Below are 19,718 nucleotides of genomic sequence, written 5' to 3' on the forward strand. Positions count from 1 at the left end.
CCAGAGCATGCATTTGGCGCAGATACAATTGATACAAACGGATTTATGTGGTGACGTCAGACAGACACGTCCTGCGGTCACATAGAAAGTTCACTATTTGAAGAGAAACCAGATGCATTCACGCGCCGCCAAGTCCCAGCCCCAAAAATCTGAAGCAACCGTCAGTTTTTTCCGTTTCGACAGGGCTGGTTTGTGCGTGGAATGGAACGGTGTCATCCCGGCTAGGCTGCCTGCACCTGAAGGTTTGTCAGAACGCGCTTTTCTTGATGAGATTTTGTCCAACGCATTGAAGTTGACCGCCGAAGAAACGGTCTGTTCTGCGAGAACGGCCGCGAGCCTGTTGCTTAGTGGAAACGCCAGCGTCACGATGGAACTGCAAGGCAATCAAGTGGTGGTCGTTTCCAGCTTTGAGTGCGGCAATAACCGCGGGTATGTGCTTGCACCGCTGGGAGGTAGGGAAGACGCCGCTGCGCGACAGGTTGACACGGACACCGCACGCGACTTGCTGCACAGCGCAATTCACCCGTTGAGGGATGGCATCAGCCTGTGGGATCGGGATGGCTGCCTGATCGTCTGCAATCCCGCATTCTCGAGTTTTGTTGGTCTTGCCGAGCGAGACGCGCAACCGGGCATTCGGTTCGAGAATTTTGCGCGTGCTGTTGCGGCAAGGGGACATTTTGCACCCCATTCGGACAGCAAGGACGCCCTGATACGGTTGAGCGAGCAAACGGCTGCAGAAACCAGGCTGGACACGCGCGATGGTCGTCCAGTCACCTTCTCTGGAAGGAAAAGCGATGCGGGCGAATTGTTGCTGACCCTCTCGGACCAGAGCGGACGGGATCAGATCGAGCAGGCGCAGCGCGAAGCCGACCTGCTGGTGCGCACGATTGTTGATGCCTCGCCCACGCCTTTTCTGGTCTCGCGTGTGGATGACGGCAGAATCCTCTATTGCCCTCCGGCCTCGCGGGAACGATTTGGTCAATTGGATACCACGCTTGGGTTCTTTCTAAACCCCGAGGATCGACAGGCCTATCTGGATGCGCTGTTACCCACAGGGCAGTTGGACAATTACCCCGTCCGCTTCTTTAAGCAGGATGGCAGCGTCATGCAGGGGCTGACATCGGCCCGGGTGATCGACTTCAAGGGTGAGAACGTCATCGTATCATCAACGCGGGACATGACCGATTACCTGCAGATGCAGGACGAACTGGAAAAGCAGCGCGAAATTGCCCATCAGAACGAGAAATTGTCAGCGTTGGGATCGTTGCTTGCGGGTGTGGCGCACGAGTTGAACAACCCTCTGTCCATCGTCGTCGGCTATGCGCTGATGTTGCAGGACAAGGTTGATGATCCTGTTCTGAAGCGCCGGGTGGAACGTATTGGTCAAGCCGCTGAACGCTGCACAAGGATCGTGCGGGCGTTCTTGGCCATGGCCCGCCAACGTCCGATGGAAATTGTGCAATGCGATGTCGGAACTCTTGTCGAAGCTGCGCTCGAGATTTCGGGGTACGGGTTGAAGAGTTCGGGCGCAGATGTGCGGGTCGAGCTGGATCCAAATGCGCCATGTGTTGATGCAGACCCCGATCAGATTGTTCAGGTTTTGACCAATCTTGTGGTCAACGCGGAACATGCTGTCGCGAGCTTGGGCGAACAGGGCCGCGTCACACTGCGCAGCGGAACGGAACCGAAGTCCGGTCATGTTTTCATCGAAGTCGACGACAACGGACATGGAATTGACCCCGCCATCCAGTCCCGGATTTTCGAGCCGTTCTTCACGACCAAGGTGGCGGGCGAAGGGACGGGGGTTGGACTGGCCTTTTGCCATCGCATCGTGACCAGTCATGGCGGCAGGTTGACCGTTGAAACAGCACCGGGTGAGGGTGCAAAATTTCGCATTTGCCTGAAACCAGCATCACCTGATCAGGCCGCTCCGAACGCGGAAGAAGCGCCAACCTCGAACACCTCGAGGCTGAAGGTGCTCAGCATCGACGACGAGCAAGATGTAACCGAGTTGATTTCCGATATTCTCGAGGACGCTGGATACGAAGTGACAACTTGCAACGATTCCCGGGACGCGTTGAACCTGCTGGAGCGGGACGAATACGATGTCATACTCAGCGACATGACAATGCCGGGTCTGGATGGAACGGAATTGTTGAAGTTGATTGCACAGCAAAAGCCCGAGTGCTTGAACCGCTTTGGTTTCGTGACAGGTAACGCAATGAGCCGTAAGACGATAGAGTTTCTAAAATCCAACAATTGCAGATACATGGAAAAGCCAATTGCGCCTCAGGACCTGTTAAGACTGGTCGACCAGATTTTCAGTTCGCATGAGGCAGGCGGGCCCCGGTCATGAGTAATGGAAACATCATCATCTGCGATGACGAACCGCATCTTCGGGAAATGGTCGCGGAATACCTAGCCGAACGCGGCTTTGACGTCCGTGAGGCCGAGAATGCAGACGCGCTGTTTGACTGTATCAGCGACGGCACTGCACCGGATCTGATTGTTTTGGACATCAACATGCCGGGCCAGAATGGTTTGGCTGCATTGCAACGACTGCGGCAGGAAACAGAAGTTCCGGTCATCATGTTGACCGCTGCGGCTGACGTCATCGACCGGGTCGTTGGGCTTGAGATGGGTGCGGATGACTATCTTGGTAAACCCGTTGACTTGCGCGAGTTGGAGGCGCGGATCAAAGCGGCCATTCGGCGCTGGCCCGCAGCAGGGCGTGGTGGCGAACCGGCCCCTCCTGCCAACCAATCCTGTCTTGCGGCCAAAGTGCCATTCGGAAGCTGCTGCCTGGATCTGGACGCGGCGCGTCTCTTCGACACCGAGGGGCAAGAAATTCCTGTGACTGCGATGGAATTCAACTTGCTTCGGGTTTTTGCCGAGAACCGGGGCCGTGTTCTGAACCGGGACCAGCTTTTGGAGCGGGCTCACGACCGCGGTTGGGAACCTTTCGACCGCTCAATCGACCTGCGCATATCCCGCCTGCGCCGAAAGATTGAAAGGAACCCCTCCAAACCCGAGGTTATTCGTACTGTCCGAGGTATCGGTTATATTTTCGGCTGACCGTGTCAGACTACTATCGCGGGAACAGCAAGGTCAGGATCAGACGTGCGCCCCAACCTTCAGGCCCTGCATCCGTGCTATCTGCCCAATAACGAACACCGCCACCGACGCTTATGAGTTGATCACCAACTTTGGTTACTTTCGTTGCAACCGCGTTAAGCGGAACCGACCATTGCTCAGCTTCCCAGTCATAGGTGGACTCGCTGTTAAGCGTGAATGTCCATGCATTTGGTGTCGTGTAAGACAGGAAGGGCTGTAAGAACGTCTGGTTGACGTCAGTGTCGCCGCTGATGTCCCAGATGTGGTTGGTCAACCCTCCGTATGTCCATGGCCCCTGTTGCTTAAGGGCTACTGCCGTTAGGCCTGCGCCCCATTCCCCAAGACCCAATGTGTCATCCGTGGATGTTGGCAGCAAAAATACCGGGCCAGCCCCCCATATCCATCCCCCAGCAGTTGGTCGTTTTGGGGAAATAAAGAAACTTTGGACCGTATCACCCAATCCAAATTCGCTTCCTGCGCCAGTTGGGATGCCATCGGTGGAGACAACCGGCAAGATCGTTCGAGAGATCAAATTCAAACCTTCAGTCAAATCAAAGGGAATGACGGGTTGAATATTCAGGGTCCAGCGGGACCCGTCATCATCTGGCCCGATGTTCTCATCATAATTCAGTTGGAACGGAACACTGATTAGTGCCGCGACAGGGTTCGCCAACTGCTTGGCCAGATCTTAAGCTTCTGACTGCGCCTGCGCAGCGCCTGTTCCAATGAATGCCGAAATTAATGCCAATCCAATAAATCTCAGGAATTGCAAATATCTCATCCTTCTTAAAATACAAAGACTTCGAGCGAGTGTTGGAAAATGCCAACTATTGCGTATTTGGCATACAATAGCTTCAGCCACACGGGTCTCAAAACGAAACCTATGAAAATTAGGCAAGATCTTGCGACCAACGTGTTTCAGTAACCACGGTGCTCAATTTCCTCATAATGCGCGCTGGTCAAATCCCAGCGGCTGAGGACCTTTTGCGCCTCAGCCGGAACATAGCAACGCTCATAATCCTCGCCCTGAAAATCAATGACGTTTTGCAGGCTGTCGAAGGTCATGATGGTAATAAATTCGACCTCTTGCCCAAGATCCCGGTGCAAAAGCTCGATTTTGCGATAGCCCGGGATGTTCTTGGCCTCGATGCCGGGAAACACCGTGTCGTGCAGCAGGGCCTGATAAGTATCAGCATTTTCGTGCGTCGTGTAACCGTGCCAAATGCGTTTGATCATCCTTAACCCTTTCGCGAAACCGCCCTAACCTTAATCGTGCATATCGCAAACAACGATACCTTGGCAGCCGGACGCAGCGTCGACCACTCAGGAGGTTACAAGGGCACATGATGACGAATAAGTCCTGAAAACCGAAGAAGAATTTAGTTGATTGAATCACCGCGCGGGTGGAAGATCGACCCAGTGTTTTCTCTTGATCGAGGTAATGCCATGAATTTTTCAAAACTGTTTTCCGTACTGTCACTCACCCTTCTACCAATTGACGCCCTTGCACAATCCTCTGCGCTGCAAGACGCGTACCAGCAATTTCCAGAATTCCCGGCAACCACCGTTTACGTCGGGAAAGAGATCGTCACGATGAACCCGGACGCGCCCGTGGCAGAAGCGGTGGCTGTCAAAGATGGCCGCATAGTGGATGTGGGGGCCTTGGCTGATATCGAGCAGCGCCTTCCCGAAGGTAGCTATGCAATTGATCGTGGATTCGAGGACAAGGTGATTGTCCCGGGCTTTATCGAACAACATCTCCACCCGCTGCTTGGGGCGTTGGTGATGATGTCTGATGCCATTATCTCAATCGAAGACTGGGAAACCCCGAACGGTTTTGCACCCCTTGCTATTGATCAGGAGGCATTCAGGAGCCGACTGGTCGAAGCAGTCGAAAGCTTTGATACCAGTCTGGGTCGCCCAATGATGGTCTGGGGGTATCACTCGACTTGGCACGGCGACATGAGCCGCGCGATCCTTGACGAGCTGGTGCCAGATGTTCCGGTTGCTGTTTGGCAACGCTCCACCCACGAGATGTACTTCAACACACTGGCGCTCGAGCAGTTGGACATTACCGACGACTATATTCAAAGCTGGCCAAGTCAGCTGGCTATATCGCAGGCTGATCTTGAGAATGGACATTTTCTGGAGGCCGCCTTCTGGGAACACGTCTTCTTTGAGAAGTTTGCGCCCGCTTTTGCATCAATCGACCGGGTAATGGACGCACTGGAATACACGCAGGATTATTACCACAGCAACGGCATCACGACCCTGGCCGAGCCCGCAGGCCCCGTAGATCAAAACGCGCAAGCCTTAGTGGCAAAAGCGTTTGGGCCGGATGACACGCCGTTCAACTTCTACTTTATTCCTGACGGACGCACGCTGGGCGGGATGTTCCTCGAGTCCGAGGGCCCCGAACGTATGCTGGCCGAAACCGAAGCTATGCTGAGTTGGAGCGAGGGCAGAACCCAATTCCTGCCCAAGCAGATCAAGCTACTTCTGGACGGTGCCATTTATAGCCAGTTGATGATCATGCGCGACGGATACACGGATGGTCACAAAGGCCAGTGGATCATGACGCCCGAGTTCTTCGAGGACGTGTTCGATGTGTATTGGGACGCCGGATATCAGATCCATATTCATAACTTGGGCGACGGGGGTCTGGATATCGTTCTCGACACGTTGGACGCCGCCATGCAGCGCAACCCGCGCGACGACCATCGGACAGTGATGGTGCATTTTGGGTATGCCCAACCGGACCAGATCGTCCGCATCAAGGATCTTGGGGCGCTTGTGAGTGCGAATGCAGTTTATACGCCGACTTTGGCTGACAAATATGCAGCCGAAGGCGTCGGACGCGAACGGACGGAACGCATGGTGCCTTTGGCCGATGCCGTGAATGCAGGTATTTCCATCTCACTGCATTCTGATATGCCGATGGCACCTGCCGTACCGCTCAAGTTCATGTGGGCCGCCGTCAACCGCGTGGCAACAAGTGGCTGGGTGCCGGGACCGGACCAGAAGATCAGCGCGGAAGACGCGCTCAAAGGTATAACGATCGGGGCGGCATATTCATTGCGATTGGAAGATGAGATCGGTTCGATCGAAACCGGCAAACTTGCGAATTTCACGATCCTTGAAGACAATCCTTTGACAGTCGACCCCATGAAACTGCAAGAGATTGGCGTTTGGGGCACGGTCCTGCAAGGCCGGGTACAACCGGTACCGGTAGACAGCGACCCTGATGACAGGGCAGGTATCAAACTGGAAAACGACGATCAAATACTTGAAGCCGCGCTGCGCCATGCACGCAACAAGGCGCATTACCACGATCACTCACCCAAGAAACTCAAGGGCCTTCCGGCTTTCAACTGAATGAGCACATGCAAGAAACCACGACCATACGTCCCATCGCCGAGGCGGATTACGAGGTCTGGTGTCAACTCTGGCGCCAGTACCTTGCATTTTATGAAACTTCGCTGGGCGACGAGATTTATCGCACCTCATTTTCCCGGATGATGTCGGGCAACCCCGGTGAGTTTCAGGGTTTGTTGGCTCAGGTCCAGGGTAAGCCTGTGGGCCTGGCCCACTATTTGTTCCACCGTTCCATGTGGAGCGTGGAAAATACCTGCTACCTGATGGATCTTTTTGTCGACCCGCACACACGGGGGACTGGCGTCGGTCGCGCTTTGATCGACGCAGTTCACAGCAAAGCCGCCGAGAACGGCATCACGACTACATACTGGATGACGCAGGAGTTCAACTATAAGGGACGAATGCTCTATGATCAGGTCGCCGAGAAGACGCCATTTTTGGTTTACGAAAAGCATTGATCTGAAATCGTGGCAAAGGGGGATGAGATTAAACCATGACCCAAACCCGAAGAGATTTTTTGATTGCCACGGCCCTAAGTGCCGGAAGCGTGCTGAGCCCCGCTGGCGTGCTTGCACTGGACGCTGAACCCACACAACTAGGCTGGAAAGATCTTGCACCGGGGGCCGAGACTACGGTCGTTCAGCGCCTTCGAAATGGCGGCATTGTTCAACATGGTGAATTGTCAGAACCCGTTGACGCCGAAAAGGGCGCGCAACTGACCACTCAATACAACGGCCTGCGGGTTCGCCTGCCCGGATATCTCGTGCCTTTGAAATTTGAAGAAAACAAAGTTTTGTCCGCTCTTCTTGTGCCATATGTCGGGGCATGTATTCATGTGCCACCGCCGCCCCCAAACCAATTGGTTCTTCTTTCGCCCGAAACGCCCTATGAAACAGATACGCTGTTTGAACCCGTTTGGGCGCTCGGAGTGTTCTCAACCAACCAATCCGAGACCCATCTGGCTAAAGTTGGCTACGAGATCACAGCAGCGGAAATATCGCCATACTCCTGATGTTCTGGCAACCCTGGAACAATGTTGAAGACTCAGTCCTTGTGATCGCTTAAGAATTCATTTTGCAACTTAAGGTAGTTGCGGCAAAATCCACCTCAAAGATTTGAATATATACTTTACTGAACAAGAGGGACGACGATGTTCAAGACCCTGACCAAGATTGCACTCGCCTCGGGAATTTCGGCAATTGGCCTGTCGTTACCGCTGGTCGCGGCGGAGAGTGACACCACCATCTTCACCGCAGACAAAATCATCACCATGGAAAAACCGCTGCCCGAGGCCAAGGCGGTGGCCGTATCGGATGGTCGAATAGTCTCGGTCGGGACGTTGGAAACGCTGGTCGACTATGTAAAGGCTGGGGCGGTTATCGACACCACCTTCGCCGACAAAATCCTTATGCCGGGCTTGGTCGACCCTCATGTTCATCCGTCGCTGCCTGCGATTTTGACACAATATCCCTACATCGCTCCGGATAACTGGAGCCTTCCAACTGGTGAGTTCCCCGGCGAAACCACACCCGAGGGCTATGTGAACCGCCTAAAGGAACTGGTGGCTGAATATGAGGCATCGGGGGACACTGAAATCCCCTTCATCACTTGGGGCTACCATCCGCTATGGCATGGCGAGTTGTATCGCGATGATCTGACCGGACTTTTTCCTGATACCCCAGTGATCTTGTGGCATCGCTCGTTCCATGAGCATTTCTTAAACGACGCGGCCATCGAGTTGCTTGGGCTGACGGAAGAAGATGCGCAGATCTTCCCCGAAGAGTCCGACTGGGAACGCGGCCACTGGTGGGAGAACGGGCTGGTCGGAATTTTCCCGAAGATGCCCTTCATTCTGGAAGAATCCCGCTACTCGCAAGGCATGGAGACCTTTTTTGAGATCGTCCATCAGGCTGGCGTCACAAGCGTGATGGATATGGGCATCGGCTTGTTCGGTGATCCAGTTGGCGAGACAAATCTGATCCGCAAAGTGTCCGAGCAAACCGGAGCCCCGGTGCGTGTCGTCCTGACGCCGATCATCACGGATTTCACGGCGCGTGGGAAATCGCCCCAAGAGGCTCTGGCCGAAATCCGCGAGTGGGAGAAGGGAAACACCGACAGGGTCAAGTTCGACAACCACTTCAAGCTGATGATGGATGGTGCGATCTACAGCGGCCTCTCGCAATACGGGTTCCCAGGCTACAAGGACGGGCATCAAGGCCAGTGGATGAACGAGCCTGAGGATATTTTGGAATGGGCCCGGTTCTTTTGGAACGAAGGGTTCCAGTTGCACGCCCACACCAACGGCGACGGGTCCGCAAGCCTACTGATCGAGATCGTACGCGACCTGCAGGAGGAAAAACCGCGTTTTGACCACCGCACGACGCTTGAACATTTTGCTTATGCCACGCGGGACCAGATGCGGCAGATGAAGGCGCTGGGTATGGTGGTGTCGGCCAACCCTTACTACCAATACATCCTTGCTGACGTGTACGCGGATGTGTGGTTGGGGGCAGATGTGGCGCGCTTTATGGTTCCCTTGGGTAGTGCTGCGGACGAGGGGTTGGTAATCGGGTTACATTCCGATAGCCCAATGGCACCTCTCAGCCCGCTAACGCTGGCACAAAATGCGATGGAACGCGTGTCGATCAACGGCAATAACAATGCCGGGTCAGAACGACTGGACATAGATCAGGCCCTGCGCGCAATCACCATTGATGCCGCGTGGTTCATGCGAATGGAGGACGAGATCGGTTCGATCCGCGCAGGCAAGAAGGCAGATTTTGTTGTGCTTGAGCAAAACCCGTATGAGGTCCAGACTGCAGACTTGTCCAAGATCGGAATATGGGGAACGGTTTTCGAAGGCCAAAAATACCCGATTGTAAAGGAAGCCAGCATGAAGCCAAACAACGACCTTGTGAAAGTCCCAAACCCATCGGCTGTGTTCTGTGAAGAAAGCGGCGGGACCTATGAAATCCGCGATGGTGCTAATGGTGGAAAGACCGGGATTTGTATTCTTCCATCAGGTGAAGAAGTCGACGCTTGGGAGTTTTTCCGAGAGAACGCGCCGACTGACGGATAATATCAACATTTAGAAGTTGGCGCTGAGGGAAAGCCATTCCCGCGATTTAACTGCCCAGATACCCGGTTCGTCGCACGGAGTCTGAGTTCGATCGCGCGACGCCCAAGTCTAACCTCTTGATAAATGAGCCGTCGATAGATCATGTTAACGAACAAGGCCTATCTGATGTACTGAACACGGAGCCCTGAATGCGGCTGATCAGGATTTTGTTGACTGTAGTGGTGGTGATCACAATCGCCGTGGTCGGGCTAAAGCTGGCATTTCCACTTCCTGAGAAAAACTATTCTGAGCAAACTCTCAAACAAGATCCCGACTGGGACGGACCTTTAGGCGCCACTATTAAACAAGCGATCGAACGAAACCCCGGCCTTGACGGGGTGCGGCCTTTGGGCAATGGACGCGCCGCCTTTGCGGCCAGGGCTATATTCGCAAGGCAAGCGACGTCTTCTATCGACGCTCAGTACTACATTTGGCAGGACGATGTTACTGGTCTGATGCTTCTTGATGAGCTTAGGGCCGCAGCCGAGCGTGGCGTGCGGGTCAGATTGCTGGTCGATGATAACGGCATCTCGGGGTTGGATGGCTTGCTTGCTGAACTGGATGCTCTGCCCAACGCGCATGTGCGCATTTTTAATCCCTTTACGCTGAGAAACCCCAAACTTCTGTCTTATGCATTCGACTTCAGTCGCTTGAACCGTCGGATGCATAACAAATCAATGACTGTGGATGGGGTCGCCACGATAGTCGGAGGCCGCAATATCGGTGACATCTATTTCGATTATGGGGCTGGCACGCACTATCTGGATGTAGATACGATCGCCATTGGCCCAATTGTCGATGAGGTGTCGCAGTCATTCGACGCGTATTGGAACAGCTCATCATCCTATGACGCGGCCTTGTTTCTGGAGCCCACCGCGGGAAAAAGCCTGCAATCCAAGGCGGATGCCGCACGAAAAACCGCTGTTGGTGCAGGCTATCAAAAAGCGATCCAAGACAATGAACTTGCGGACCGGATAGCTGCGCGTGATCTGAAGGTCGAGTGGAGCGAAGTTACCCTTTTCGTGGACGACCCAGCCAAAGGGTTGGGCCAAGCAGACAGTGAAAATCTGATCGTCGAGCAACTGATAGCATTCGCCAACGACTCTCAAACCTCACTGGACCTTGTTTCAGCATATTTCATTCCCGGCAAACGCGGTGCCGAAGTTTTGGAAGGACTAGCCAGGTCTGGGGTTAAAGTCCGTGTCTTGACCAACTCATTGGACGCGACCGACGTTATGCCGGTTCATGCGGCCTATATGCGCTACAGGGAAGATTTGCTGAATAGCGGCGTAGAACTTTTGGAGCTTCGGGCTTTACGGCAGGAACATCGCGAACGAAGCCTGCCAGAAATGCTGGCGGGGTCGGCATCAGGATTACATGCAAAGGTATTTGGATCGGATGGCAAACGTGTCTTTATTGGTTCATACAACCTCGATCCCAGATCCGCGCGATTGAACACTGAAATGGGGCTCATGATCGAAAGCGCGGCGATCGCTGAATCACTGGCCGAGAAATTGGCTAACACCGATTTTTCGTATCGCGTTGAGTTGAATGAAGACGATGAGATTGTCTGGCTGCAAGAAGAACAAGACGGGACGGTCACCGTTTACACCGCGGACCCGGAAACCAGCGGCTTCCAACGCGCCCTAACGGCGGTCGTAAGGTGGCTGCCCGTTGAGTGGATGCTTTGACCCCGCTGTTGAAGCTGGCCTGAACCTTCTTCCAAGCCAGCCCCGAAGGTTTTACTGAAGATAATTTGGGCCACGAACGCCTTGGGCTCAGGACCCATTGAATTCCGTTTGGCTGAGTGATTCATCGCGTTCAAAACGAGCGGTGAACATGCCTGATGTTTTTTTGATTATGAGACGAGCAGATGTCGCGCCTTGAGCCTTTCTTGCCAAGGTCCAAGGGCAAACCTTACGTTGATCACTGGCGTGTCTTGAATTGGATTATCTTTATCAATCACAATGGGTTACGGTGATGAAATGCGCCAAGGGAACACGGACTACACTCGGCACTCTATAATCCTTGGAAGCGATGGGGTGACAAAGGGATACGCGCAGTCAGGACATTCACAGGCTCTGATGGTATTATTTTATCCGACGCATTTATGCTGGCCAGTAATTCTCTGAGGGAGGAAACGGCATGATAATGCGCATTTTTCAAGTCCAGATAAAAGAAGGTAAGGAAGACGAATTTACGGAATTCTTCCACAAAATCGCAATTCCAATGATGAAAGAAACTGCAGGGATTGTTCAGGTTTTACCGGGTGCTCCGCACAGCGAAAGCCCAAGAGAACTCAGTTTCGTGATGGTCTGGAAAGATTTGGCCTCGCTTAAGAAGTTTGTTGGCGAAGACTATAGCTCTCCGCATATTGATCCAGCCGAAGCCGAGTTGGTCGAAAGCAGGTTAATCAAGCACTACGAACTGGTTGAGTGAGCTGTAGGTCAAACGATCCAATAAAACGGGCCGCAATCGCCGCCTGCACAGACCCTCCGACCAATTCAAACCGACCGCAGAGTTTTTTAGATGCAAACCTTACCGACAAAATGAGCGGGTGAGGGAATAGGGATTCCCAAAAATGTTAGGAAAACTCGATGCTTTGGGAAGGCGCTAAATCAATACAGGCAATTGATTTTATTGGTCGGAGTGAGAGGATTCGAACCTCCGACCCCTGCCTCCCGAAGACAGTGCTCTACCAGGCTGAGCTACACTCCGACCGTGGCGGGGGGTCTATACCCGGCGATTTGGATGCGCAAGGGGGATTTTGTGCGTCGCGCACCGAAATGGCTGAGGACGACTTGAACACAGTAGTTTGCTCCATGTCAGGCCAAGGGCTTTGTTTGATAAAGCCGGATTTTGGTGCCGCCGTGATCCACCACCGGTCCCGCAGGTAAAAAGGGTAGACGAGTCGAGCGCGCCAACGAGGCATTACTTGTGACCAATCCGACTCTCCAGCCGACGAACTTTGAGGTCAGGACCTTGCCTAGCGTCCCATAGACGGAACGCAGACGTTTTTCATCACCAATCCTTGCACCATAAGGGGGGTTGATGATTACGAGCCCAGCTTGGTCCGTCGGGGGTTTGATGTCGCTGACAGATCTCGTTTGAAATCTGGTTACACTGGCGACGCCTGCACATTCGGCGTTAGAAGTCGAAGCGTCGACGGCTCCTGCGTTTCGGTCCGAGCCGAAAAACATGACATCTGCTTCTGAGGGCGCATGTTGGGCCCGCATGTCGGCCCAGATGGCGGGATCAAAAGTCTTGAGACTTTCGAACGCGAATGAGCGCGATCGACCCGGGTTCAGGTTCAAAGCAATTTCCGCCGCTTCGATCACAAAGGTTCCCGATCCGCACATTGGGTCAAGTACCGGCTCAGTTCCGTCGAACCCACATTCGCGCAGCAACATAGAGGCCATTGTCTCGCGCATTGGTGCCTTTGCGACCGTAGGTTTATGACCGCGCTTGTGCAGAGGGTCTCCGGATGTGTCTACAGAAAACGTGCAGATATCTTTTTCGATACGCAACAATATGCGCAAACTGGCTTCAGGTGACACCTGAACGCCAAAAGTTTCGGTAATCGCACGCTCGATCCTCTGGCGCGCGGCACCGGCGTGATAAATTCGGGACTTGCGGCTGGTTGCCTCAACCCGGACAGGAACATCGGGGCGCAGAAACTGAGACCAGGGAAATTTACGCGCCCGTTTGTCAAGTTGGGCCAAATGCACAGCAGGAAAGCTACCCAACCTGACCAGAACCTTGTTTGCGCCACGAAGACACAGGTTCGCACGCCACACCTCGGACCATGTCCCTCGGCAAATCACCCCGCCAGGAACGGCGGTGACATCGGCGAATCCCTTCTGTTGCGCTTCGGCACGAAGCGGTGCTTCAAGGCCGGGCGTGGCCACCAAAAAAATCTCTAGTGTGTCAGCGTGTTCCATTCTGGGTGCTTACACCGGAAGCATTCCGGGCGCGATACGCAATTTAAGAAGGCTTAAAATAAGGCTGTTCTTCCGAAAGTGAAATTCCGATGCCGATTTTAGCCGTAACGGGTTTGCGTTTGTCAGCATCCGCGCGTAAAGGGTCCGTGATCGAAAGGAAGCCATAGATCAGGACTGAGCGCCGCGCGCTTTTTTTTGCTCCAAGGCTCCCACGTTCACAGCGTTTTGTGCCACTATGTGAGTGCCAAAACGGAGTGGTGCAGCAACAAGGCTTGGAAGACCGTAGCGACATGCAAACTTTCAAACTGAAAAAGGGGTTGGAATTGCCGGTGCAGGGCGCCCCGGAGCAGACAATTCAACCCGGTCCGGAATTTTCGACCGTTGGGGTTCTGGGTGGTGACTATCTTGGCCTGAAACCACGGATGCTGGTTCAGGAAGGCGATGAGGTACAACGGGGGACGCCGCTGTTCTGCCACAAGGACATGCCCGAAGCGATGATGGTTGCGCCTCTGACCGGGAAGGTCGTCGCGGTCAACCGTGGCGCGCGTCGTGTTTTGCAGAGCGTCGTGATCGAGGTGTCAGACCCAAACGATGTGGGTTTGGATTTCTCGGCGACGGGTAACTCGGACAGCGCCGAAGGTGTTATTGCCAAGCTGTGCACCTCTGGTCTTTGGTCAGCTTTCCGCACGCGCCCCTATTCGAAAATGCCTGCACCGGGCTCTAAGCCTGCGGCGATCTTTGTCACCGCAATGGACAGTGAGCCCCTTTCCGGTGACGCGGCCGTCATCATAAACGACGCGGGCGAGGCATTTGTCGAGGGGCTGAAGGCGGTATCGCTTCTGACGGATGGCAAAACGTATCTGTGTCAACAGGAAGGGGATTCGCTGCCGGGGTCTGATCTTGCGGATGTCGAAGCGGCAGCATTTTCCGGCCCGCATCCGGCTGGTCTGGCTGGGACTCATATCCACTTTCTGGAACCTCTGGCCGGCGAAAAGCAGGTTTGGACGATCGGATATCAGGATGTAATCGCGATTGGCCGGCTGATGCAGACAGGACATCTGGACCCGAATGTTGTGATTGCACTGTCGGGCCCCGGTGCACGCCACCCACGCTTGATCCGAACGGTCATGGGCGCGTCGACAGATGACCTGACCCGGGACGAGATCGAAATTGACGGCACCGCGCGGATTATTTCGGGCTCGATCCTCTCGGGAAAACTAGCAGACGGCCCCACCGCGTATCTTGGCCGTTTTGCGCGCCAGATTTCGATCATCCGCGAAGACCCTGACCAGATTCCGATGGGTTGGATACGCCCAATGCCGTCAAAATACGCCGTTCAACCGGTTCTGGGTTCTGCCTTTGCCAAAAAGCTGTTTGCATTTACGTCCAATCTGAATGGCGGCCGCCGTGCAATGGTTCCAACGGGCACGTTCGAAGAACTGATGCCGCAGGATTATCTGCCGACACAGTTGCTGCGGGCGCTGTTGGTCATGGATACGGATACGGCCCAAGCGCTTGGGGCGCTGGAACTTGACGAAGAAGATCTGGGCCTGGTCGGTTTTGCCTGCCCAGCAAAATATGAATATGGGCTGGCGCTGCGCGACTGCCTGACCAAGATTGAAAAGGAGGGCTGATCCACATGGGTTTGCGCAGCTTCTTCGATCGGATCGAGCCGAACTTTACCAAGGGCGGCAAGTACGAGAAGTATTTCCCCATCTACGAGATGGTCGAAAGCTTCATCTACACTCCGAAAACCGTCACCACCGTTGCCCCACACGCACGGTCCTACGTGGATATGAAGCGGATCATGACCTATGTCGTGATCGCCACTATCCCCTGTATCCTGTGGGGGATGTGGAACACGGGCTATCAGGCAAACTCGGCCATTGCCACGCTGGGGCCGGATGCCGCGACCGGCTGGCGTATTGCTTTGCTGCAGATGTTCGGCATTTCGTTGGATCCGTCCAGCCTGTTTGCCAATGTGTTGCACGGGTTGCTTTATTTCTTGCCGATCTACATCACGACACTGGTCGCGGGCGGTATTTTCGAGGTCATCTTTGCCACCGTGCGCGGGCATGAGGTTAACGAGGGCTTCCTTGTCACATCGATGCTCTACACGCTGATCCTGCCCGCATCGACACCGCTGTGGCAGGTGGCTTTGGGCATCATCTTCGGCGTTGTCATCGGCAAGGAAGTGTTTGGCGGCACCGGTAAGAACTTCCTCAACCCCGCACTGGTGGGGCGGGCGTTCCTGTATTTCGCCTATCCTGCGCAAATGTCGGGGGATTCAGTCTGGACCCCGGTCGACGGTTTTTCCGGAGCGACCGCGCTGGGTATCACCGCAGCCGAAGGCGTTCAGGCGCTGGCGGCTGATGGGATTACCTGGGCCAATGCGTTCTTCGGAACAATTCAAGGCAGCTTTGGTGAGACATCGACGCTGGCGTGTATGATTGGTTTGGCCTTCCTGTTGATGACAAGGATTGCCAATTATCGCCTGATCCTCGGCTGCCTGGCGGGCACGATCGGCTTTACCCTGCTGCTGAACCTGATCGGGTCGGACACCAACCCCATGTTCGCGATGCCCTGGTACTGGCACATCGTTCTGGGCGGGTACGCCTTTGGTCTGGCCTTCATGGTTACAGAACCCGTTTCCGCCAGCCACACCAATATGGGCCGTTACATCTATGGCGCCTTGATCGGTGTCATGGTTGTGATGATCCGCGTGATCAATCCGGCTTTCCCCGAGGGCATGATGCTGGCCATCTTGTTCGGCAACGTCTTTGCACCGCTGATCGACTATTTCGTCGTTCAGGCAAACATCAAACGGAGGGCGCGTCGCCATGTCTGATACGCAATCCCCAGAACCGAAAGGCGCGATTGCCAAGTTCCTTGCGGCCTCGCCTGATTCAGTTGGCAAAACGATCTTTGTCGCGGTTGCCGTATGTCTGGTGGCCTCAATGGTTGTGTCTGCGGCGGCAGTCAGCCTGCGTCCTGTGCAGGAAGCGAACGCGCTGAAAGACAAGCAGGTCAACGTGCTGCAGGTCGCAGGCGTCTATGAGCCGGGCGTCGACGTTTCCGAGGCATTTGCCGCGTTTGAACCACATGTGCTTGAACTGTCGACCGGTCAGTTCGTGGACGATCAGTTCGATGCCACCACGTTCGATGACATCGCTGCGGCCAGTGATCCTGACCTCAGCATCGCGCTGGACAATGACCCCGCAGGCATCGGACGCCAATCCAAATACCGCGTGATTTACCTGTTGCGGGACGATTCCGGTGAACTGGACAAGGTGATCCTGCCGCTGCATGGATATGGCCTTTGGTCCACACTTTTTGGCTTTATCGCGTTGGAGAATAACGGCAACGATATCTTCGGCCTACAGTTCTATCAGCATGGTGAAACGCCGGGCCTTGGGGCCGAGGTAGATAACCCGCGCTGGAGGGCGCTGTGGAACGGCAAGAAGCTGCGCGATGATGCGGGTGAGCTTCAGATTACCGTCGCGAAGTCGCAGCCTGCCGCTGGCCCTGATTTTTATGTGGATGCACTGGCAGGGGCAACACTGACCTCGGTGGGTGTTGATAACCTTGTAAGGTTCTGGATGGGGGATGCGGGCTACGCTCCGTTCCTGGCCAAACTGCAAGCAGGAGAAATCTGATGTCTCAGACCAAAAAAGAGATGCTGGTCGACCCGCTTGTCGACAACAACCCGATTACGCTGCAGGTGCTGGGCATCTGTTCGGCGCTGGCGGTGACCTCGTCGCTGCAGGTATCCTTCGTGATGGCGCTGGCAGTGACGTTCGTGACCTCGTTCTCGTCCTTCTTCATCTCGTGCCTGCGCAACCAGATCCCCGGCTCGATCCGTATCATCGTGCAGATGGTGATCATCGCCTCGCTGGTGATCCTGGTGGATCAGGTGCTGAAAGCCTATGCGTTCGAAATTTCGAAAACACTGTCGGTTTTCGTGGGTCTGATCATCACCAACTGTATCGTGATGGGCCGGGCCGAGGCATTTGCGATGAAGAACCCGCCCGTCGCGTCGTTCATTGACGGTATGGGCAACGGTATGGGCTATGGCCTGATCCTGCTGCTGGTCGGTTTCATTCGTGAACTGTTTGGCGCCGGGTCTCTGTTTGGCATCACCATTCTGGAGACCGTGAACAACGGTGGCTGGTACGTGCCCAACGGCATGCTGCTGCTGCCGCCGTCAGCGTTCTTCATCATCGGTCTGATCATCTGGGCCTTCCGCACATGGAAGCCGAACCAGGTGGAAGAGCGTGAATACAAAATTCAGCAGGTAGAGGCCCACTGATGGAAGGTCTGATCTCACTGGCTGTAAAGGCCATTTTTGTCGAAAACCTCGCGCTCAGCTTCTTTCTGGGGATGTGTACCTTCATCGCCGTGTCCAAGAAGATCTCGACCGCGCTGGGTCTGGGCATCTCGGTTATGGTGGTGCAGGCCATCACCGTGCCCGCCAACAACCTGCTGCTGAACTATCTGCTGAAACCGGGCGCGCTGGCCTGGGCAGGCTTCCCGGATGTGGACCTGACCTTCCTTGGCCTGATCTCATATATTGGCGTGATTGCGGCGATGGTTCAGATCCTTGAGATGGTTTTGGACAAGTATTTCCCGCCGCTTTACAACGCGCTGGGGATCTTCCTGCCCTTGATCACGGTGAACTGCGCGATCCTGGGTGGTTCGCTTTTCATGGTGGAGCGCGACTATAACTTTGCCGAGGCGGCGACCTATGGTCTGTCCTCCGGCTTTGGCTGGGCGCTGGCGATCACCGCGATGGCGGGCGTGCGCGAAAAGCTGAAATACTCGGACATTCCCGACGGCCTTCAGGGTCTGGGGATCACCTTCATCACCGCAGGTCTGATGGCGATGGCCTTCATGTCCTTCTCGGGCGTGAAACTGTAAGGAGGGCGCAATGGAAACTTTTAGCTTAGGCGTAGCCCTTTTCACCGTAATCGTCATCGCGCTGGTGACAATCATTCTGGCCGCGCGCTCTAAACTGGTGTCGACCGGGGACGTGAACATCACCATCAACGGTGAGAAAACCATCTCGGTCCCCGCCGGTGGCAAACTTCTGCAAACCCTTGCGGCCGAGAAATTGTTCGTACCCTCCGCCTGCGGCGGCGGCGGTACCTGTGCGCAGTGCCGGGTGCGGGTGCATTCGGGCGGCGGTTCGATCCTGCCGACCGAAGAAAGCCATATCACCAAGCGCGAGGCCGCCTGTGGCGACCGCCTGTCCTGTCAGGTTGCGGTCAAGCAGGACATGGATATCGAAGTCCCAGAAGAGGTCTTTGGCGTCAAGAAATGGGAATGCACCGTTCGCTCGAATGAAAACGTGGCGACCTTCATCAAGGCACTGACACTGGACCTGCCCGAGGGTGAAGATGTGAACTTCCGCGCAGGTGGTTACATCCAGATCGAAGCCCCCGCGCATGCGTTGAAATACACCGATTTCGACGTGGAAGAGGAATACCGCGAGGATTGGGACAAGTTCAATCTTTGGCAATACGAATCCGTCGTGGCCGAACCGATCGAGCGCGCCTATTCGATGGCCAACTACCCGGACGAAAAGGGCATGATCATGCTGAACGTCCGCGTGGCTTCGCCGCCTCCGGGTTCGGATGGTATCCCGCCGGGTCAGATGTCATCGTACATCTTCAACCTGAAACCGGGCGACAAGGTCACGATCTCGGGTCCGTTTGGCGAGTTTTTCGCCCGCGACACACAGAAAGAGATGGTCTTTATCGGCGGTGGTGCAGGCATGGCCCCCATGCGCAGCCACATCTTCGATCAACTCAAGCGTCTGGAAAACCGCGACCGCAAGATCAGCTTCTGGTATGGCGCGCGGTCGAAAAAAGAGATGTTCTTTGTCGAGGATTTCGACCAACTGGCCGCAGAGTTCGACAATTTCGATTGGCACGTCGCCCTGTCGGACGCGCAGCCCGAGGACGATTGGAAAGGCTATACCGGCTTCATCCACAACGTGCTGTTCGATGAATATCTCAAAAACCACCCCGCGCCCGAGGATTGCGAGTTCTACATGTGTGGCCCGCCGATCATGAACCAGTCGGTCATCAACATGCTGCTGGATCTGGGTGTGGATCGCGAAGACATCATGCTGGACGATTTCGGCGGATAAGACAGAAAAACCGGCGCTT

At 54.9% G+C, this 19,718-nt stretch carries 17 protein-coding genes, 1 tRNA gene and 1 pseudogene; 15 read left to right on the forward strand and 4 right to left on the reverse strand.

All coding sequences use genetic code 11. The features are described from left to right. The first annotated feature begins 112 nt into the window (after positions 1-112). Both GOV88_RS18165 and GOV88_RS18170 read left to right on the forward strand, forming a co-directional pair. Positions 113-2,356, forward strand: coding sequence for an ATP-binding protein (locus GOV88_RS18165; RefSeq protein WP_171241307.1), 2,244 nt, complete (start codon positions 113-115; stop codon positions 2,354-2,356). Beyond that, the gene (locus GOV88_RS18170; RefSeq protein ID WP_171125623.1) at positions 2,353-3,075 is read left to right on the forward strand and encodes a response regulator; all 723 of its coding nucleotides are present in this window, start codon (positions 2,353-2,355) and stop codon (positions 3,073-3,075) included. The genes GOV88_RS18165 and GOV88_RS18170 overlap by 4 nt, the downstream gene beginning before the upstream one ends. A 13-nt stretch (positions 3,076-3,088) precedes the next feature. Here GOV88_RS18170 and GOV88_RS20535 read toward each other — a convergent pair whose 3' ends face one another. Continuing rightward, positions 3,089-3,787: a transporter gene (locus tag GOV88_RS20535; protein WP_254449271.1), complete on the reverse strand. Its 699-nt coding sequence runs from the start codon at positions 3,785-3,787 to the stop codon at positions 3,089-3,091. A gap of 245 nt (positions 3,788-4,032) precedes the next feature. After that, positions 4,033-4,350, reverse strand: coding sequence for an antibiotic biosynthesis monooxygenase (locus GOV88_RS18180; RefSeq protein WP_171241308.1), 318 nt, complete (start codon positions 4,348-4,350; stop codon positions 4,033-4,035). A 210-nt stretch (positions 4,351-4,560) separates the two neighbouring features. On the opposite strand from GOV88_RS18180, the gene GOV88_RS18185 reads away from it, so the two are divergent. The 7 genes and pseudogenes from GOV88_RS18185 (at position 4,561) to GOV88_RS18215 (ending at position 12,046) form a co-directional block, all read left to right on the forward strand. Continuing rightward, positions 4,561-6,489, forward strand: coding sequence for an amidohydrolase (locus GOV88_RS18185; RefSeq protein ID WP_171241309.1), 1,929 nt, complete (start codon positions 4,561-4,563; stop codon positions 6,487-6,489). A gap of 8 nt (positions 6,490-6,497) precedes the next feature. Then, positions 6,498-6,947: a GNAT family N-acetyltransferase gene (locus tag GOV88_RS18190; protein WP_171125629.1), complete on the forward strand. Its 450-nt coding sequence runs from the start codon at positions 6,498-6,500 to the stop codon at positions 6,945-6,947. A gap of 35 nt (positions 6,948-6,982) precedes the next feature. Continuing rightward, on the forward strand, positions 6,983-7,501 hold the full coding sequence (locus GOV88_RS18195; RefSeq protein ID WP_171126756.1) for a DUF3299 domain-containing protein: 519 nt from the start codon (positions 6,983-6,985) through the stop codon (positions 7,499-7,501). Between the two features lie 138 nt (positions 7,502-7,639). Then, on the forward strand, positions 7,640-9,568 hold the full coding sequence (locus GOV88_RS18200) for an amidohydrolase family protein (protein ID WP_217358936.1): 1,929 nt from the start codon (positions 7,640-7,642) through the stop codon (positions 9,566-9,568). Positions 9,569-9,756: 188 nt separating this feature from the next. After that, positions 9,757-11,298: a phospholipase D family protein gene (locus GOV88_RS18210; RefSeq protein ID WP_171125632.1), complete on the forward strand. Its 1,542-nt coding sequence runs from the start codon at positions 9,757-9,759 to the stop codon at positions 11,296-11,298. Positions 11,299-11,480: 182 nt separating this feature from the next. Next, positions 11,481-11,669, forward strand: a pseudogene (locus GOV88_RS20540) (transposase); the annotation flags it as partial. 83 nt (positions 11,670-11,752) lie between these two features. After that, complete coding sequence (locus GOV88_RS18215) at positions 11,753-12,046, forward strand: antibiotic biosynthesis monooxygenase (protein WP_171241310.1); 294 nt, start codon at positions 11,753-11,755, stop codon at positions 12,044-12,046. A gap of 202 nt (positions 12,047-12,248) precedes the next feature. On the opposite strand, the gene GOV88_RS18220 is transcribed toward GOV88_RS18215, so the two are convergent. Together GOV88_RS18220 and GOV88_RS18225 are read right to left on the reverse strand one after the other, a co-directional pair. Beyond that, positions 12,249-12,325: transfer RNA gene (locus GOV88_RS18220), tRNA-Pro, on the reverse strand. Positions 12,326-12,432: 107 nt separating this feature from the next. Beyond that, positions 12,433-13,548 carry a class I SAM-dependent RNA methyltransferase gene (locus GOV88_RS18225; RefSeq protein WP_171241311.1) on the reverse strand — a complete coding sequence of 372 codons (1,116 nt, stop codon included), beginning with the start codon at positions 13,546-13,548 and terminating at the stop codon, positions 12,433-12,435. Positions 13,549-13,838: 290 nt separating this feature from the next. Here GOV88_RS18225 and GOV88_RS18230 point away from each other — a divergent pair, with 290 nt between their 5' ends. From GOV88_RS18230 to nqrF, 6 genes are read left to right on the forward strand one after another with little or no spacing between them, the layout of a single operon-like run. Then, positions 13,839-15,182: a Na(+)-translocating NADH-quinone reductase subunit A gene (locus GOV88_RS18230; RefSeq protein ID WP_171241312.1), complete on the forward strand. Its 1,344-nt coding sequence runs from the start codon at positions 13,839-13,841 to the stop codon at positions 15,180-15,182. A gap of 5 nt (positions 15,183-15,187) precedes the next feature. Then, a complete protein-coding gene (locus tag GOV88_RS18235; protein ID WP_171125640.1) occupies positions 15,188-16,396 on the forward strand; it encodes an NADH:ubiquinone reductase (Na(+)-transporting) subunit B in 1,209 nt (402 codons plus the stop codon). Continuing rightward, the gene (locus tag GOV88_RS18240; protein WP_171125641.1) at positions 16,389-17,204 is read left to right on the forward strand and encodes a Na(+)-translocating NADH-quinone reductase subunit C; all 816 of its coding nucleotides are present in this window, start codon (positions 16,389-16,391) and stop codon (positions 17,202-17,204) included. Before GOV88_RS18235 ends, GOV88_RS18240 begins: the two co-directional genes overlap by 8 nt. Next, positions 17,204-17,857 carry an NADH:ubiquinone reductase (Na(+)-transporting) subunit D gene (locus GOV88_RS18245; protein ID WP_171125643.1) on the forward strand — a complete coding sequence of 218 codons (654 nt, stop codon included), beginning with the start codon at positions 17,204-17,206 and terminating at the stop codon, positions 17,855-17,857. The genes GOV88_RS18240 and GOV88_RS18245 overlap by 1 nt, the downstream gene beginning before the upstream one ends. Beyond that, positions 17,857-18,465 carry an NADH:ubiquinone reductase (Na(+)-transporting) subunit E gene (nqrE, locus tag GOV88_RS18250; protein ID WP_050603817.1) on the forward strand — a complete coding sequence of 203 codons (609 nt, stop codon included), beginning with the start codon at positions 17,857-17,859 and terminating at the stop codon, positions 18,463-18,465. The genes GOV88_RS18245 and nqrE overlap by 1 nt, the downstream gene beginning before the upstream one ends. A 10-nt stretch (positions 18,466-18,475) precedes the next feature. Then, positions 18,476-19,699: an NADH:ubiquinone reductase (Na(+)-transporting) subunit F gene (gene nqrF / locus GOV88_RS18255; RefSeq protein ID WP_171125645.1), complete on the forward strand. Its 1,224-nt coding sequence runs from the start codon at positions 18,476-18,478 to the stop codon at positions 19,697-19,699. The last annotated feature ends 19 nt before the right edge of the window (positions 19,700-19,718 follow it).

Origin of the sequence: Ruegeria sp. HKCCA5491, assembly GCF_013034565.1 — a bacterium.
In the GTDB taxonomy this organism is placed as follows: Bacteria; Pseudomonadota; Alphaproteobacteria; order Rhodobacterales; family Rhodobacteraceae; genus Ruegeria.